Genomic DNA, 16,625 nt, shown 5'->3' on the forward strand with positions numbered 1-16,625 from the left:
ACGCCAATCTGGTCAACAAAAACAAACAATAACAAACAATATTATCAACATATAAAACATTGAAAAACTTGTTTCACCCTTGTAAACACAGTTATTATTTCCTTATGAAGCTATTGACAACAAAAATGTATGCGTTTACTATTAAACAAAAGATAACATTTACAAACATTAACAAACTTCAATTCACACATTGGCAAAGGAGGATTCAGTAATGCTCAAATTACCTCATGACTTTATTTTCGGCGGGGCGACTGCGGCATACCAAGCGGAAGGCGCCACAAAAGAAGGCGGCAAAGGGCCTGTAGCCTGGGATGAATTTCTTGAAAAACAGGGAAGATTCAGCCCTGATCCGGCAAGTGATTTTTACCGGCAGTTTCCGGAAGATATCAAACTATGTGAGAAATTCGGAATAAACGGCATCCGCCTTTCTATAGCATGGACGAGAATTTTCCCTGACGGCACGGGCGAAATCAATCAGGAAGGCGTGGATTACTATCATCGTATTTTCTCAGAGTGCCAAAAACGCAGCGTCACCCCTTTTGTCACGCTTCATCATTTCGATACGCCGAAAGGATTATTTGATCAGGGAGATTTTCTCAACCGCGCCGCAATAGATGCGTTCGTCAAGTATGCGGAGTTTTGCTTTAAAGAATTCAGCGAAATCCGATATTGGAGCACGTTTAACGAAATCTATCCTACAGCCACCAACCAGTATTTACTCGGCGTTTTCCCGCCATCTGTTAAAAGTGATATCACAAAAGTCATTCAATGCCTCCATCACATGATGGTGGCGCATGCGATGACCGTCAACCTCTTTAAAGAAGGCGGCTATCCGGGAGAAATCGGTGTCGTCCACTCACTGGAAACAAAATACCCCGCCAGTGACTCGGAAGAAGACCGCCATGCCTGCTTTCTCGATGACGCGTTATCAGTGAGATTCCTTCTGGATGCCACCTACCTCGGCTATTATTCTGAAGAAACCATGCGTGCTCTGGATGAAATCTGTGAGGCGAACGGCGCTTCATACGAGTTTTCAGACAGCGATTTTGACGTGATGAAAAAAGCTTCAACGCGCAATGATTATCTCGGCATCAATCATTACCAATGCCATTTCGTCAAAGCGTACGACGGAGAGACCGTTATTCACCATAACGGAACGGGCGATAAGGGCACTTCGGTCTATAAAGTAAAAGGGATCGGCGAAAGAATTTACAAAGAAGGCCTGAAACGGACCGATTGGGACTGGCTCATTTATCCTGAAGGCATGTATGACATGCTGATGCGCATCAAACGGGACTATCCGCAATATAACAAAATTTACATTACTGAAAACGGCATGGGCTATAAAGATGAATTTGAAGACGGCATCATTATGGATAAGGCAAGAATCGACTATTTAAAAGTATATTTAGAAGCCGTCAGCAAAGCGATTAGCGACGGGGTCAACGTAAAGGGATATTTCTTATGGTCCTTAATGGATTTATTTTCATGGACCAACGGCTACAACAAACGTTACGGTCTTTTTTACGTCGACTTCGACACCCAAAAACGGTATCCGAAAGAATCGGCCTACTGGTACAAACTTGTAAGTGAAACAAAAACAATCATTTAACGATCATACATGGTGAAAAGAATCTCTTTTCATCATGTGTGCCGTCTTTAGGAGGTTTTTTCATGACAAAGGAAGAATTGCAGATGCTCGGTTTTGAAATCGTCGCCTATGCCGGCGATGCCAGAAGCACTTTATTGAAAGTCTTGAAAGAAGTCCGTGCGGGAAACTTCGAAAACACGGAAGCAGCATTAAAAAGCGCAGATGAAAATCTAACCCTCGCCCACAATGTGCAAACGAAAATGTTAGCTGAAGAAGCTGACGGCAAGGACATGGAATTAGGGTTTATTTTCGTTCACGGCCAGGACCATTTAATGACAACCCTTCTGCTCCGTGATCTTATTCAGGATTTTATAGAACTCTACCGAAGCCGCCGATAAGGAGTGGAAAAATGAACGGTATCATCAAGCAAATCGAAAAGGGAAAACCGTTTTTTGAAAAAATCTCAAGAAACATTTATTTAGGCGCGATCCGTGACGGCTTCTTAACGGCCATGCCTGTTATTTTATTCGCCAGCATTTTCATCCTCACCGCGGCTGTGCCGGAAGTGTTGGGTTTCACTTGGCCTAAAAATGTTTCTGAATGGCTTTGGAAAGTTTATAACTATTCAATGGGCGCCCTCGGCCTGATTGTTGCGGCAACAACTGCGAAATGCCTGAGTGAATCAATGAACCGGAAAATGCCGAAAAACAAAGGGATCAATCCCGTTTCAGCGATGCTTGCTTCAGTCGTCGGGTTTCTCATTTTAAGCGTCACTCAAATCGACGGCGGATTCTCGACGGAATATCTCGGAACAAAAGGCCTTTTAGCCGCTTTTGTATCCGCTTTCATAACAGTGAACGTATACAGATTCTGCGCTCTGAAAAATATTACGATTAAAATGCCGAAAGAAGTTCCGGGAACCATTTCGCAAACATTTAAAGATGTTTTCCCGTTCGCCTTTTCCGTTTTGGCCATGGTGATCATTGATTTATTGATCAGGAATACGCTGAACGTATCGTTCGCGGAGGCTCTCTCCTCTCTCTTATCGCCGTTTTTTACCGTTGCAGACGGTTATCTTGGGATTTCTGTCATTTGGGGAATGATGGCGCTGTTCTGGTTTGTCGGCGTTCACGGGCCTTCTATTGTGGAGCCGGCTATCGCGGCTATTATTTACGCAAATGTGGAGGCGAACCTGCAGCTTCATAATGCCGGTGAGCAGGCGTCCAACGTGCTGACCGTCGGACTCGGAAATTTCGTCGGCACTATGGGAGGAACCGGCGCAACCCTTGTTGTTCCGTTTATTTTTCTTCTTTTCGCGAAATCCAAGCAATTGAAAGCAGTCGGAAAAGCATCCGCGGTTCCGGTGTCTTTCGCAGTAAACGAACCTCTTCTCTTTGCTGCGCCGATCATTTTAAATCCTTATTTTTTCATTCCGTTTGTTGTAACGCCGATGGTGAATGTCTGTCTGTTTAAATTTTTCGTTGACGTCATCGGAATGAACAGTTTTATGTATGTTCTTCCGTGGGCTGCCCCGGCTCCCGTCGGCCTGATTCTGGGGACCGGGATGGGGCTTTCGGCTTTTGTCCTCACAGCTGTGTTAATCATTGTCGATTTCCTGATATACCTGCCATTCTGTAAAGCTTACGACAATGTATTAGCGGCGAAAGAAGCTCAACACACCGAATCTGAAACCGCGCCGCAAACATCCCGGGAGATACAGCCCGCAATGGCCGGCGCCTCAGAAGACGCGGCCTCGGTCATCAGCACAAATCTTCAGGAATCCTCATCCGCCTTGGAACACGGCACCAATGTGTTAGTGCTGTGCGCCGGAGCGGGAACGAGCGCCATGCTTGCGAACGCACTGACAGAGGGCGCCGAGGAATATAACGTGCCGATCACCGCCTCAGCAGGCGCCTACGGATCCCATTACGACATCATGAAAGACTTCGATATGATCATTTTGGCTCCGCAAGTCGGCTCTTATTACGATGACATTAAAGAAGATGCAGACCGCCTGCATGTGAAACTCATCGCAACGAAAGGAGCGGAATATATCGGCCTCACCAGGAATTCGCACAAAGCCATTCAGTTCATACTGGAGCATACCTCAAAATAGAATCGGAGGGTTATCATGGATGACAAACGTTTGAAATCAAGATTTAAAGACGTTTTCCAGAGAAGTAACGGGGAACTGTTTTTCGCACCCGGCCGGATCAACCTGATCGGGGAACATACGGATTATATAGGCGGCCACGTTCTTCCCTGCGCGATTACGATCGGAACATATGCCGTCTGCGCAAAACGCGGAGATCACCAAATCCGGTTATTCTCAGAAAACTTTCCGGACAGCGGCATTGTCTGCCTTGATCTCCACGATACAGCATACAAAAAAGAAGACGGCTGGACCAATTATCCAAAGGGAATGATCCGTTACCTTCTCGAAGCCGGCGGCCAAATAGACAGCGGAATGGATATTCTTTTTCACGGTACGATTCCAAACGGCGCCGGATTAAGTTCCTCCGCTTCTATTGAAATGTTAACCGGTGCCATTTTAAGAGAGTTATTCAGTCTGAATGTTTCCGATACTGAACTGGCGCTTATCGGAAAAAGAGTCGAAAATGAATTTATCGGCGTGAATTCAGGCATTATGGATCAATTCGCAGTGCAAAAAGGCAAACAGAACATGGCCATTCTTTTAAACTGCGATAAGCTTGAGCACGAAATGATTCCGGCTGCTTTTAACGGATATAAAATCGTCATTATGAATACGAACAAGCGCCGGGAACTGGCAGCTTCAAAATATAATGAACGCCGCAGTGAATGTGATGAGGCTCTTTCGGAACTGCGGCAATATCGGAATATCGCATCACTTGCGGAATTAACGGCAGAAGAATTCAACAAACTCGAACACCTTCTCTCCCGTGAAACATTGCGCAAAAGAGCCCGTCATGGAATCAATGAAAACGAGCGGACCCTCTCAGCCGCGGAAGCTCTCAAATTGAATGATTTGAAAACGTTCGGGGAGCTGATGAATGCGTCCCACCGTTCATTACGCGATGATTATGAAGTGACCGGTGCCGAATTAGACGCGCTGGCTGAAGCAGCCTGGAAGGAAGGAGCGCTCGGGGCGCGGATGACGGGCGCGGGGTTCGGCGGCTGCGCCATAGCCATTGTGGAAAGCGGAGAAACCGCCGGCTTTATCCGGGCTGTTTCATCTCACTACCGCAGCAGGACAGGTCTTGAAGCTTCTTTCTACATCGCGGATATAAGCGATGGCGCGGCTGAATGGAGGGAAAAATAAATCATGGCGATTCTCGTTCTCGGCGGAGCCGGCTATATCGGTTCTCATGCGGTTGATCAATTAGTAAACAAAGGATTTAAAACGATAGCTGTGGATAATCTCCAGACAGGCCACCGGAAAGCCGTTCATGAAAAGGCAGTTTTTTACCATGGAGATATCCGCGACAAACCGTTTCTTCGCTCTGTTTTTGCGAAGGAGAACATAACGGGCGTTCTCCATTTTGCCGCTCAATCCCTTGTCGGCGAATCAATGAAAGACCCGCTTTCATACTTCAATCATAATGTGTACGGCACACAAATTACACTGGAGGTCATGCAGGAATTCGGGGTGAAACACATTGTATTTTCTTCATCCGCCGCTGTATACGGCGAACCTGAAAAAGTGCCCATCACAGAAGACATGCCGGAAAAGCCGGAAAGCGCATACGGCGAATCAAAACTCATGGCAGAAAAAATGCTGAAGTGGTGCGATGCCGCCTGGGGCATAAAATATGTCTCCCTTCGATATTTTAACGTGGCCGGCGCGAAAACGGACGGTTCCATCGGAGAAGATCACCATCCGGAAACCCACCTTATCCCTATCCTTTTACAAACCGCGCTCGGTCAGCGGGACGAGGTTTTGATATTCGGCACTGACTATGATACTAAAGACGGCACGTGCATCCGCGATTATGTTCATGTTTCTGATTTAATCGATGCCCATATTCTCGCTCTGGAATATTTGCAGAACGGCGGAGACAGCGGCATTTTCAATTTAGGCTCAAGCAGCGGATTTTCCGTATTAGAAATGGTCAATGCAGCCCGGCAAGCAACCGGGCGAGGCATAAAAGCAAGAGCGGCCGAAAGAAGACCCGGTGATCCGGGCACGCTCATCGCATCAAGCGATAAAGCGCGGAACATTCTCGGCTGGAATCCGAAACAAACGGACATAACGGAAATCGTTGCATCAGCATGGAATTGGCATCTGCGTCATCCAAACGGATACAAAGACAAATGAAATGGAGGCGGCGGTCATTGAAGTTTTTGAATCAGTGGCAGGGTTTCTGAAAGAGAGCACTGTCTTAGGCGACATAAATGAAACAGATGTGATTTATACAAGAAACAGGCTTCTTGATCTGCTCGGACTGACGGATTATGCAGAACCGAAGCATATCAAGAAACAAAACAGGCTTCACTATTTGGACGAAATGGTGAAAGACGCGGTAAAACGGTCAATCATCAACGACACGCCGGCTGAAAAAGACATGCTGGAAAGCAGGATCATGGATGTAATCACACCGGCCCCTTCTCTGATCAATGCCACATTCAGCGAATTGTTATCAGATGGCCCGAAAAAAGCAACAGATTATTTTTACCGTCTGAGCCAAAACAACGACTATATGAAGACGGGGGCCATCCGAAAAAATATCGTGTACCGCTCACCCACACCTTTTGGCGAATTGGAGATCACAATTAATTTATCAAAGCCGGAAAAAGACCCTAAAGACATCGCCCTGGTTAAAAACAGTCCGGAAAACCGTTATCCGAACTGTCTGCTCTGTATGGAAAACGAGGGATATGCCGGGACTTTACATCACCCTGCCCGTTCAAACCACCGCATCATCCGGCTTGACTTAGCGGGAGAACAATGGGGTTTTCAATACTCACCTTATGCGTATTACAGCGAGCACGCCATCTTTCTTTCAAGCGTGCACAAGCCGATGAACATCAGCCGCGGCAGCTTCAGAAGACTTCTGGCCATTACGGAAATCTTCCCGCATTATTTCGCGGGATCAAACGCAGACTTGCCGATTGTAGGGGGATCCATTCTTTCACACGATCATTATCAAGGCGGCGCGCATGAGTTTCCGATGGCAAAAGCGGACGCCCTTTATCCTTTTCGTATGCGTCATTTTCCAGACGTTCAGGCTTTTGTCGTGAAGTGGCCGGTATCAGTGATCCGCCTGCGGGCAAAAGATCCGGATTTGCTGACTGAGGCGGCTGCATATGTTTTTGAAAAGTGGCGGGAATATACAGACGAAACTGTCGGCGTCATCGCAAAGACGAATGAATTCCATAATACCGTCACTCCAATTGCCAGACGCAGGGGAACGGATTTTGAAATCGATCTCGCCCTCAGAAACAACCGCATCTCCGAAGATTATCCGGATGGCATTTTTCACCCGCATCAAGACGTTCATCACATCAAAAAAGAAAATATCGGTCTGATTGAAGTGATGGGGCTCGCCGTTTTACCTCCCCGCCTGAAAGATGAGCTGGCAGAAGTGAAAAAGTATTTACTGAATGAACCTCATGACATCAAAGACATTCATCTTCCGTGGGCTGAAAACATCAAAGCGGATAAAGACGTGACACCAGAAAATGCAGCCGCTGTTTTACAAAGAGAAACCGCGAATGTATTTTTACGCGCGCTGACCGATGCAGGCGTTTTTAAAATGACAGTCGAAGGCATTCAGGCGTTTCAGCGTTTCACGACGTTATTGGAGAATGGCAGCTGAAACATTCAGAGTGAACTCAACCAACAATCTTTTTTATCAGGAGGTATTGTGATGTTCAAAAACCAGGTGAAGCGTGTATTTGTAAATATCATCTGTCTTTCCCTCATTTTCACCGCTTTTACATTCATTGAGAAGTCTCCTAAAGCAAAAGCGGCTGCCCCGTTTGCCTATGGCGCTGATATAGGTTGGCTGAAACAAATGGAGGATGAAGGTGTGCGTTGGCTGGATGACGGCGGGAAACAGAAAGATGCCTTGCAGATTCTTAAAGATCACGGAATAAATGCCGTGAGACTGAGAGTATTTGTGAATCCGCCAAGCAGCTATTATTGGCTGAAAGACGGCACAACATGGACCATGCTCGGCTATAGTGACAAAGCGGGCGTACTTGCGGCGGCCAAAAGGGCAAAAGCGTTAGGAATGAAGGTCATGGTTGACTTCCATTACAGTGATGTGTTCGCCGATCCCGGCCATCAGATCAAGCCGAACCAATGGACCGGCTATTCAAACAGCCAGCTGCAGGGAGCGGTGTATAACCATACGTACGACGTCATGAAAGAACTTAAAAATAACGGCATCTCCCCTGATTGGGTGCAAGTAGGAAATGAAATGAATTCAGGAATTTTACTGCCCGACGGCAGCACGAACGATTTCAGCAAATTGACCGCCTTATTGAACAAAGGCTATGACGCCGTGAAATCCGTCAGCCCGGCCACCAAGGTAATCAGCCATTTGGCACACGGCACGGACAACAGCCTATTCAGATGGTGGTTTGATCAATTCTTTAAAAATGGCGGCAAAACCGACATCATCGGCGTTTCGTTCTACCCCTATTGGGAAGGTAAGCCGTACTGGGAGCTCACCGGCCAATTATCCTCTAATTTAAATGACATCGCCTCCCGCTACAACAAGGAAGTCATGGTGGTTGAACTGGGCGGAGATGAAAATAATCCTAAAGATTCCTACTGGACCATAAAAGACACCATAAAACTGGTGAAAGCGGTTCCGAACAGTAAAGGAACCGGCGTATTTTACTGGGAGCCCGAGGCTCACTCCAGCGTTCTGTCAGACGCATATCCATTAGGCGCAACCGCAAAAGTGTCTAAAAACGTCTTGAAATACACAACCGCAATCGACGCTTTTTATGACGCCGCAACAGGAAAATGATTGATGCGAATCTAAGCAGGCTCATTGCGCAGCCTGCTTTTTTATAAGGCTGTAGAGTTGGCCTGTTATGAAAAAGAGCAAGTAACGAATCCGGAAAGAAACATACCCAAAAAACCACGTTTCGGTTAATTCTCAGTTCCTAAAACAGCTTTACGATTGTTGAAAAAGAAACAAAAATTTTATACTATTGTGTAAGCACCACCGAGCAGGAGGACGGGCCATGGACAAAAAAGAACAGCTCCTCACGAATTTCAGGGACTTTTTTAACAAGATGGTGTGGCTGAATAGGCTGAAGATGGAAGAAAGCCTTAAAGGGCATAAACCTTCTGAAGTGCATTGCATCGAAAAAATCGAAAAAATTGAAGACGCCAATGTGACTAAACTTGCGGAGTCCCTTTATATGACAAGAGGCGCCATCAGTAAATTAACGAAGAAGCTTATCAATAAAGGCCTTATCGAAAGCTATCAGAAGCCGCTTAACAAGAAAGAAATCTATTTCAGGCTTACCGAGCAAGGAAAAGTCATTTATAAAATTCACGAGGAATTGCACAAAGAGTTTCAAGAACGGGACAAAATCGTGTTTGAACAAGTAACTGATGAACAATTTGACACGATGCTGAACTTCGTGGAAACATACAGCAGACATTTGGATTCAGAAATAAAGAAACTTGGTGCAGACATAAAATCGGAATAAATATGAATAAAACAACAGGCAGCCCTGCTCCATGAAAACGGGCTGCCTTTTTATACCCCTCTTATTGTTGACAAAGAAACAAAAACACTCTATTATTTTGTTGACAAGGAAACAAAGACAGCAATTTTGAGAGGAGAATAATATGTCAACACATAAAAGAAATGAACTTCGGCTGCCAAAAGAAGTTCTCACTGCCGCCTGGGCTATTGCACTGGGAGCAATCGCTCCAATGCTTGATTCTACGATGGTAAACATCGCTATCGGCAAACTGACTGAAGACTTCCACACGACATTGGATACCATTCAGTGGTCCGTTACAGGCTATATGTTAGCACTTGCGATTGCAGTACCCGTATCCGGCTGGCTTATGAACAAATATAACGGCAAGAAAATCTTCATCGGCTCAGTCATCGCCTTTGGTGTCATTTCTGTTTTTGCGGGAATGAGCCGTGACGTTTCCAGCTTCATCTTCTTCCGTTTGCTTCAAGGATTCAGCGCCGGCATTATCACTCCGCTTATGTCAACACTCTTGGTTAAAACGGCAGGTCAGGAAAACCTGGGAAAAGTGATGGCAATCGTCAGCACCCCTATGATCTTCGGCCCTATCTTAGGACCTGTCATCGGAGGCTTCATCGTCCAAGGTGCTTCATGGCATTGGATTTTTTACATCAACGTGTTCATCGTTTTGATTGCTGCACCGCTTATGATGAAAACCATTCCGAACTTTGAACCATTCAACAAAGATCGTAAACTCGATATTTTCGGGATTATCAATTTGTCATTAATGAGCGCGGCATTGATGTACGGTATTACGAAAGCGGCGGCTCATGCATCATTTAACAATAGCGACACGATCTTATGGGTGGTCATCGGTCTTGTTTCAGCAGCGATTTACCTCGTATATAACCGGATCAGAAAAAATCAAACCGTGCTGCCGATGAATTTGTTTGCTCACAAGAGCTTCTTAGCATCAGCGATCGGGTTGTTCTTAGCGAATGTTGCCATCATGGGGCCGATGTTAATACTTCCGCTGTTTTTTCAAAACTTCCGTCATTTCACGGCAGTCGAAGCAGCACTCGCTTTAATCCCTCAAGGAGTCGGAATGCTCGTGACCCGTCCGCTGACCGGAAAAATGATTGATAAGATTGGTGCGAAATACGTCGTTATGGTCAGTCTTGTTCTGTCGCTGATCGGATCTGGCCCGCTGATTTTTATCACCGATAACACAAGTATGATTTGGATTTCCGTCATATTGTTTATCCGCGGCACCAGTTTTGGAGGAATTATGCTCCCATTGATGAGTGACGCTTATACAGGTCTTGACAGTAAACAGCTTCCGGAAGCGGGTGTCGGTATTCATATGATTGAAAACCTCGGTTCCAGCTTTGGGTCAGCTGTGATCGCAACCGTTACCGCAACTGTCATACAAGGATTGCAGCCGACGATTTCGAACAGTTTAAAAGGCTACCATGCCGGATTTTTAGTATCCGTCATCATCCTTGCGGCCATCTTCATTCCAAGTCTGTTCCTTACCCATAAAAAGACTGCAGTATAAAGAACTTTTCAAAGTAAAAAACCCTTGCGCAGCAAGGGTTTTAGTGAATGAAACTGATGATTGTTGCTGACAGAGTCGGCCAACAACAGACAAAGCCTTTTACTCATTCACATTGCTTTTCATTAACCATTCTACTTCCGTTAATTTTTGTTTTTGAACGTCTTTTGTATGCTTTTTCGTGAAATGGACTTTAACAGCTTCTTCGTTTTCCCAAATCTCCCAAAGCATGACTTTGCGTTCTGATGGTTCAAGCGGATAAGCATGGAACTGAATACAGCCTTCTTCTTTGTTCGTTTCTTCCTCAAGTTTTTTGAATTCCTTCATTATTTCATTAAGGTCTTTATCGCTGATAATTTTTAAGCATGCTGTTATGTAATGCATCACAATTCCCCTTCTTCCCATTATTTTATGGCTCTTCATTATCACATTTATCGAAAAAAATACCGCGTTCTCAACATATAAAAAACCGGTCATAAAAATGAACGGCAATGTTTATTTAAGGCCATCAAGGGCGGCTTTTGCAGCCTCCGAGATAAGAGCATTATGATAATTGGCATCTTCCGTAAACCGGTTTGACAGGATTGCCAAAACAATTGGAGCTCTGTCAGGCGGCCAAACGATCGCAATGTCGTTTCGTGTGCCGTAACTTCCGGCTCCGGATTTATCGCCGACTTCCCATCCTGCAGGAGCGCCTGCCCGAATCAGTTCGTCGCCGGTAGCGTTGCCCCGCATCCAATCTGTTAAAATCGTGCGCTTGTCAGCCGTGAGAGTATTACCCAAAGCGAAAGTCTTAAGGTCAGTTGCCAGTGCTTTTGCGGTGCTTGTGTCACGACGATCCCCGGGAATCGCAGAGTTTAAATCCGTCTCGAATCGATCAGCTTTCGTTACATGATCCCCGATCTGTTTCAATGACTTTTCGAAACCTTTAGGGCCGCCAAGCTGCTGCAGCAATAGGTTCCCGGCGGTATTATCGCTGTAACGGACAGCGGCTTCGGAGATTTCTTTCAGGCTCATGCCTGTATCCAAGTGTTTTTCTGTGATTGGAGAATATGTAACAAGATCATCTTTGGTGTAGCGGATGATGTCATTAAGTTTTTCATTTGAGCTTGTCTTCAGAACTGCAGCTGCGGCCAGCACTTTATAGGTTGATGCGTAAGCAAACCGGTCATTCGGCCGGTAGGCGATTGTCTTGTTTGCCCCCGTATCAATCGCATAAACCCCGAGCCTGGCATCAAATTTTTTCTCAAGCTGAACAAATTTTTTGTTCGTTGTACAGCTTGTCATTTTTGTGTCTTCTATGGATTTCGCTTCAGCATGCGCTGAGCCGAATAAAGGGCTGAAACCGGTAAAGCTTAAACATAAAAGCCCAATGCATATTCCAACCTGTATTCTCGCTTTATTTTTCACATCCAGACCTCCTCATTATAATAATTTTGTATACTCCTTCTAATAAACATCACAAACAGGAAAACAGTCAATATTTTTCCTGTGAAATGTTTTCCGTGACAGTTAGGAAAGCAGCTAAAAAACGCCTGCTGACGGTAAACAGCCAGAGTCAATCAATCGAGCAGAAATGTTTACTGCCTCCTGTGAAGGCGGTCAAGGCCCGCACTCATTTACTGAGCCCGATAAAATGCGCCGCCCTCTAATGGAAATAAAACCAGAACCCTACCCCCTCAGCCCCAAAACTATTCTCAGCGCCATCGAATCCCCCTTATTTGATTTGACAATTGACTGATTCAAATGTTCCGGTGGCATAGGTCCCCTTTCCAGTCTTATTCCGGATTGTTTTCACGTTGAATAATTTCAGAGGCGTTGCTGTTTTAAAGCTGCCTGCTGTGCTTCTTGTATAAGTCGCGGCATCCGTGAACACCCGGATTCATTTTGCAGCCGGACCAAGCCGCGGAAGCAGACGGCGCAACGACCGCCGCTCTCGTAAGTAATACCGCTGATAGAAATTCCTTGTTATTGCTTCTCCTGCTTTTTGTATTCTGCGATTTCCTTAGGGGTGGCCCTCCGGATTCCGTCTGTGTCTGTCCTGTTTGCCGCTTGAACGCCCTCCATGTTTTTCACCTCGCCGACTACTCCCAAATGCTTTAAATACACATGATCACCAATCTTGAAACGATTCTGTTTGGCCCGCTCCTCGATCACGCTCCTGTATTCAGTTGCGGCTTTCTTTTTTAAATCAGCCAGACACTTTTCACAAAGTGTTACTGTTACAGAATTGCCGTTAAAATCAGTAAACGAAACCGCTCTGACAGATTTCTTTTCCGGATGCATCGTGCATGTTTTCTTCATAGGCGATGGCCGTGTAAATTTAATCATTCCGCTTCCTCCTCAAAACATGTCTTTTCGTCCCTCTGACATAACAGCGGATGAATGGGAAGGTCCATTCACCCGCATACGAACCGTCACGACACATGGAGATTGCCTTTCCTTCGCCGGCTGACGGATATTCATACATCCTTCATAGCTGTAAGCCTATATTTCTTTATATTCCCAATGCTCACCGCATTTCCCTGTTATGATGAAGTTTTTAAAGCTGTTGACCAGTTGCCCATGTTGGTTCCATGCGAAAAGCAGTTTGGACGTCGTAGCCTAATTCATTCGGGTAATTTTCAGCCCTCTAATATGTGTGTATGCTTTTTAAAGGAGATGCATCACATGATGTTCTAACAACCCATTCAACTTAAACAAAGTGATTTAGTCGACAAAAAGATTGTCAGGAGCAAAAAGAAAGGTGAATCTAAAAGCAATTGATCTTTTTGAATATGGATTGTAAGTCAACGCATTTTCCAAATTAATAAGAAGCCCCCCTCAGTTAATGGTGGGGGGGCTTGATAACGTGGCCGAATATTTCTTTATTGAACTCAAATGTCTGCATTCCAATATCGCCTGCAGGTATCCTTTGTCTAGATTGGAATAGCATGAATAAGGATAACAACTGAAATATACGAAGATTATGCAAAAATTGATTGATGAGGTGATGATTTTGCCGCCATGTTAATGTACAAATATTCAATTAAAAAGGAAAAGAATTAAACAAGGGGTTAGATGTTTCAAATTAAGGTCCTTCAGAGCGATGGAGAAGAAACATAAAGAACTTGCTTAATGCTGATTTTTTATCCTTTAATGCTCCGCTTTATTTTTCACTTTTGTTATTAAGATAAGAGAACCACAATAAACTTATGAACCCAGCAGCTCCTATAATTGTAGATATAATGTAAGTCCAATTAAGTAAATCCATAAACTTTCTCCTCTAAGAAAAAATTTCAATACGTCTAAATAAAATGATTATTTCATAACTGTAAGGAGTTTTAACATTTTATGTTTTTTCCTGATTAATAAATCGCCTTATTCTTCCTCAAATTTATTTATTCTGCTTAACATTCTCCTATCATTTTCCGAAGCTCTTTTCAGTGATTTTTTCTCATATGATTCACCTTTATTTATCACCACAAAATCAGAATTATTTTGCACGTAAACTTGAGAGTCAGATGATTCATAGTAACCCGTAACGTTTTCTAAAACCGTCTTGGAATTGTCTTTATTATATAGATCATAGTTGACCGGCGGTCTGCTGATTGCAAATTTCCCAAAAACAGCAACATCATCCTTACCGGGAGTATGGCTCGCTCCTTTAATAAATATTACGCTAAATATTAAAATCAAAAAAATTGCAATTAAAGTTCCTGCAAACATAAATTTTTCATTTCTTTTCCAATTCAACATAAACAACCCTTTTCTTTATCATGCCGTGTTGATATAAGTAAATCTCACAATTTATGTACTAACAAATTTAAACAAGCAGCTTTCATTCAACATACTTAAATCGTGGCTGCTGATAAATGTCTCCCAGGATTGATGCCCATTTCCCCCAGCCTTCCGCAACAACAATGTTTTTTCTCTCTATCCTCAATCCATTCACTTCAAAGTTACTCACTCTTCCGAAATTGTACAATATTTGAAGTGAAGGGAAGAACTAAAGATCAGAGCAAATAATACGCTGAATAAATATATCTCATAACTCGCTAGTATAGACCCTATTGGGTTATAAGGTTCAAAGAGAACCGCCATGATTAGCCATGCAATAAATGAAAACACTGTGTATATTAAGAGATATTTAAAATTGAACCTTCTAGCTTTTCGGTTTAAGAAAAGCTGCAATGGCAATTCAAAAATTGAATAACATGTCAACATGATCCCGCTAATTATAAGATAAGGGACATATTCAGCTTGATCCAAGGTGATAACATATACCAGTGCAGAGCATATGGCCGACAAAATAAGGACAGCTACGTATCTTACTGCCATCAAATCTATCTCCCCTTACGGTTAAAAATCAAACATGCTTGCAATTGCTATTTTTCGTAATAATAAGATTTGACCCAAGGATAGCTTCTGCCCTTATTTTCACACCATTCAACAAATCCCTTTGATTGTTCTTCTTTAAACAACAACCAGTCATTCAACAAATCTTGATAATAGTTAAGCTGTTCGTTATTGCTTTTTCTTGTTTGTTGACATTCTATCTTATTGTTCAACTGCCGGGACTTGGTAAGAAGTGCTTGATCTTCTTTAATATCGCCTAAGTATAAATCTTCGGATATGTGATGAAATGAATACCACAAGGCGTTCAAATGAATATCGATTAACGTTAATAAAGATAATTGTTCATTACTGCCACCTAGTCTAAGTGCATTATTTAAGTAATCGACACGGTTTTCAGCATTTAAAAACACACCATACCACCTGTATGGTCTTGGATCTTCGGGGTTACTCTTCATCCATGCTTCAAGCAAAGGCTTTAAAAGATCCATTTCTAAAGGGTGAACAAGTATATGGTGAATATCATCTGATGTTTCTAATAAAGCAAATAGCCAACAAGCAAAATTCTGTTGTGCATGATTATCCCACGTTTTGGCTTCATCGATAAACGAAGATAATGCTTTAAAGGATTCTTTACGTAACCCTTTTTCTTTGAGAGAGCAAAATTTTTTAAATAATGGATATTCATCCAGTCTGTCATTTTTTAAGATATTAGTTAAGACATCTATCATGATTCACAGCTCTCTTTGCCTGGAGTAAACTTAAACGATTTGAAACACGACATACAATGCAACTTCAGCGACAAGCAAATAAATTATATATCTAGCATAATTTAATACTTCTTCATCAGTATTTTTCTCTTTTTTAAAAGTCCATGCAAATAACCCTAATACAGTTGCCACTAACACGATTTCAATTATTGTTAAAATTGACATACCTTCCTCCTAAAAAAGAACAGGATAAATAGGTTAATTTTCATTGAATTAAGTCTCTTCAGTCAGGATGTACCTTATGAAAAATTTCCATTTCTTCATGTTCATTACCTTCAATGAGTTCAAAGCCGCCCGGTACATTATACATTATTTTCCGTTAACATATCAATTCCGGTTAATAACTCACCTTTATCCTGAATTACACCATTTTCATCTTTTACACACTACAATTCATTATCTAATAATACTTTCTTTTCAATGAAATTGTTTCATAATTATTTCTCCTTATTAAAGTAATATTGTCTTTAATAAGACTGTTCCAACCTTTTTACCCCGCTTACTCTTTCCAATTCACTTAATTAGGTCAAATGATTCATTTTTCCATTTTAGATAGTACATTGACCTTATTACTCATTCCTCCATGGTAAAATCTTGTTGAAATATTTCGAGTGAAAGGACATGGTCATGAAAGTTTTCGAAGCAACCACCCTGCTGTCCGCTGCCAAACAGCGCGCGGGTGAATATAAAAAACTGCGCGGTCAGATGGTCAACCTGAAAA

At 43.3% G+C, this 16,625-nt stretch carries 17 protein-coding genes and 1 pseudogene; 10 read left to right on the forward strand and 8 right to left on the reverse strand.

Annotated features, from left to right (window positions below; all coding sequences use genetic code 11):
* Positions 1 to 211: 211 nt before the first annotated feature.
* From lacG to Y79_RS0103765, 9 genes are all read left to right on the forward strand, one after another.
* Complete coding sequence (gene lacG, locus Y79_RS0103725; RefSeq protein ID WP_016936491.1) at positions 212 to 1,612, forward strand: 6-phospho-beta-galactosidase; 1,401 nt, start codon at positions 212 to 214, stop codon at positions 1,610 to 1,612.
* A 62-nt stretch (positions 1,613 to 1,674) separates the two neighbouring features.
* Positions 1,675 to 1,989 carry a PTS sugar transporter subunit IIA gene (locus Y79_RS0103730; RefSeq protein WP_016936492.1) on the forward strand — a complete coding sequence of 105 codons (315 nt, stop codon included), beginning with the start codon at positions 1,675 to 1,677 and terminating at the stop codon, positions 1,987 to 1,989.
* 11 nt (positions 1,990 to 2,000) lie between these two features.
* Positions 2,001 to 3,707, forward strand: a complete 1,707-nt coding sequence (locus tag Y79_RS0103735) for a PTS lactose transporter subunit IIBC (protein ID WP_016936493.1) — start codon at positions 2,001 to 2,003, stop codon at positions 3,705 to 3,707.
* Positions 3,708 to 3,722: 15 nt separating this feature from the next.
* The gene (locus Y79_RS0103740; protein WP_016936494.1) at positions 3,723 to 4,892 is read left to right on the forward strand and encodes a galactokinase; all 1,170 of its coding nucleotides are present in this window, start codon (positions 3,723 to 3,725) and stop codon (positions 4,890 to 4,892) included.
* A gap of 3 nt (positions 4,893 to 4,895) precedes the next feature.
* Complete coding sequence (gene galE / locus Y79_RS0103745; protein WP_016936495.1) at positions 4,896 to 5,888, forward strand: UDP-glucose 4-epimerase GalE; 993 nt, start codon at positions 4,896 to 4,898, stop codon at positions 5,886 to 5,888.
* A gap of 1 nt (position 5,889) precedes the next feature.
* Complete coding sequence (galT, locus tag Y79_RS0103750; RefSeq protein ID WP_016936496.1) at positions 5,890 to 7,389, forward strand: UDP-glucose--hexose-1-phosphate uridylyltransferase; 1,500 nt, start codon at positions 5,890 to 5,892, stop codon at positions 7,387 to 7,389.
* A gap of 51 nt (positions 7,390 to 7,440) precedes the next feature.
* Positions 7,441 to 8,553, forward strand: coding sequence for a glycoside hydrolase family 53 protein (locus tag Y79_RS0103755; protein ID WP_016936497.1), 1,113 nt, complete (start codon positions 7,441 to 7,443; stop codon positions 8,551 to 8,553).
* Between the two features lie 220 nt (positions 8,554 to 8,773).
* On the forward strand, positions 8,774 to 9,247 hold the full coding sequence (locus Y79_RS0103760) for a MarR family transcriptional regulator (protein ID WP_016936498.1): 474 nt from the start codon (positions 8,774 to 8,776) through the stop codon (positions 9,245 to 9,247).
* A gap of 142 nt (positions 9,248 to 9,389) precedes the next feature.
* Positions 9,390 to 10,802 (forward strand): MDR family MFS transporter, encoded by a 1,413-nt coding sequence (locus Y79_RS0103765; protein ID WP_016936499.1) that lies wholly within the window; start codon positions 9,390 to 9,392, stop codon positions 10,800 to 10,802.
* A 99-nt stretch (positions 10,803 to 10,901) separates the two neighbouring features.
* Here Y79_RS0103765 and Y79_RS0103770 read toward each other — a convergent pair whose 3' ends face one another.
* The 8 genes and pseudogenes from Y79_RS0103770 to Y79_RS1000000121460 all read right to left on the reverse strand — a co-directional run bounded on the left by Y79_RS0103770 (position 10,902) and on the right by Y79_RS1000000121460 (position 16,069).
* The gene (locus Y79_RS0103770; RefSeq protein WP_155816704.1) at positions 10,902 to 11,222 is read right to left on the reverse strand and encodes a putative quinol monooxygenase; all 321 of its coding nucleotides are present in this window, start codon (positions 11,220 to 11,222) and stop codon (positions 10,902 to 10,904) included.
* 72 nt (positions 11,223 to 11,294) lie between these two features.
* Positions 11,295 to 12,215, reverse strand: coding sequence for a class A beta-lactamase (bla, locus tag Y79_RS0103775; protein WP_155816706.1), 921 nt, complete (start codon positions 12,213 to 12,215; stop codon positions 11,295 to 11,297).
* Between the two features lie 301 nt (positions 12,216 to 12,516).
* Positions 12,517 to 12,757: pseudogene (locus Y79_RS1000000121870) on the reverse strand (hypothetical protein); the annotation flags it as partial.
* Positions 12,758 to 12,767: 10 nt separating this feature from the next.
* Positions 12,768 to 13,130, reverse strand: a complete 363-nt coding sequence (locus tag Y79_RS0103780; RefSeq protein ID WP_016936502.1) for a hypothetical protein — start codon at positions 13,128 to 13,130, stop codon at positions 12,768 to 12,770.
* 1,029 nt (positions 13,131 to 14,159) lie between these two features.
* Positions 14,160 to 14,534, reverse strand: coding sequence for a hypothetical protein (locus tag Y79_RS01000000119940; protein WP_155816708.1), 375 nt, complete (start codon positions 14,532 to 14,534; stop codon positions 14,160 to 14,162).
* A 210-nt stretch (positions 14,535 to 14,744) separates the two neighbouring features.
* Entirely contained in the window at positions 14,745 to 15,119 is a 375-nt protein-coding gene (locus tag Y79_RS01000000119945) for a UPF0715 family protein (RefSeq protein ID WP_016936505.1), read from the reverse strand.
* A 47-nt stretch (positions 15,120 to 15,166) separates the two neighbouring features.
* The gene (locus Y79_RS0103800) at positions 15,167 to 15,865 is read right to left on the reverse strand and encodes a hypothetical protein (RefSeq protein ID WP_016936506.1); all 699 of its coding nucleotides are present in this window, start codon (positions 15,863 to 15,865) and stop codon (positions 15,167 to 15,169) included.
* A 30-nt stretch (positions 15,866 to 15,895) separates the two neighbouring features.
* Entirely contained in the window at positions 15,896 to 16,069 is a 174-nt protein-coding gene (locus tag Y79_RS1000000121460) for a hypothetical protein (protein WP_016936507.1), read from the reverse strand.
* A 462-nt stretch (positions 16,070 to 16,531) separates the two neighbouring features.
* Between Y79_RS1000000121460 and Y79_RS1000000121930 the strand changes: the two genes are divergently transcribed.
* Positions 16,532 to 16,625, forward strand: a 94-nt coding sequence (locus Y79_RS1000000121930; protein WP_420535126.1) for a hypothetical protein, incomplete at its 3' end; no start/stop codon positions are given.

Source organism: Bacillus siamensis KCTC 13613 (assembly GCF_000262045.1).
Taxonomy (GTDB): Bacteria; Bacillota; Bacilli; order Bacillales; family Bacillaceae; genus Bacillus; species Bacillus siamensis.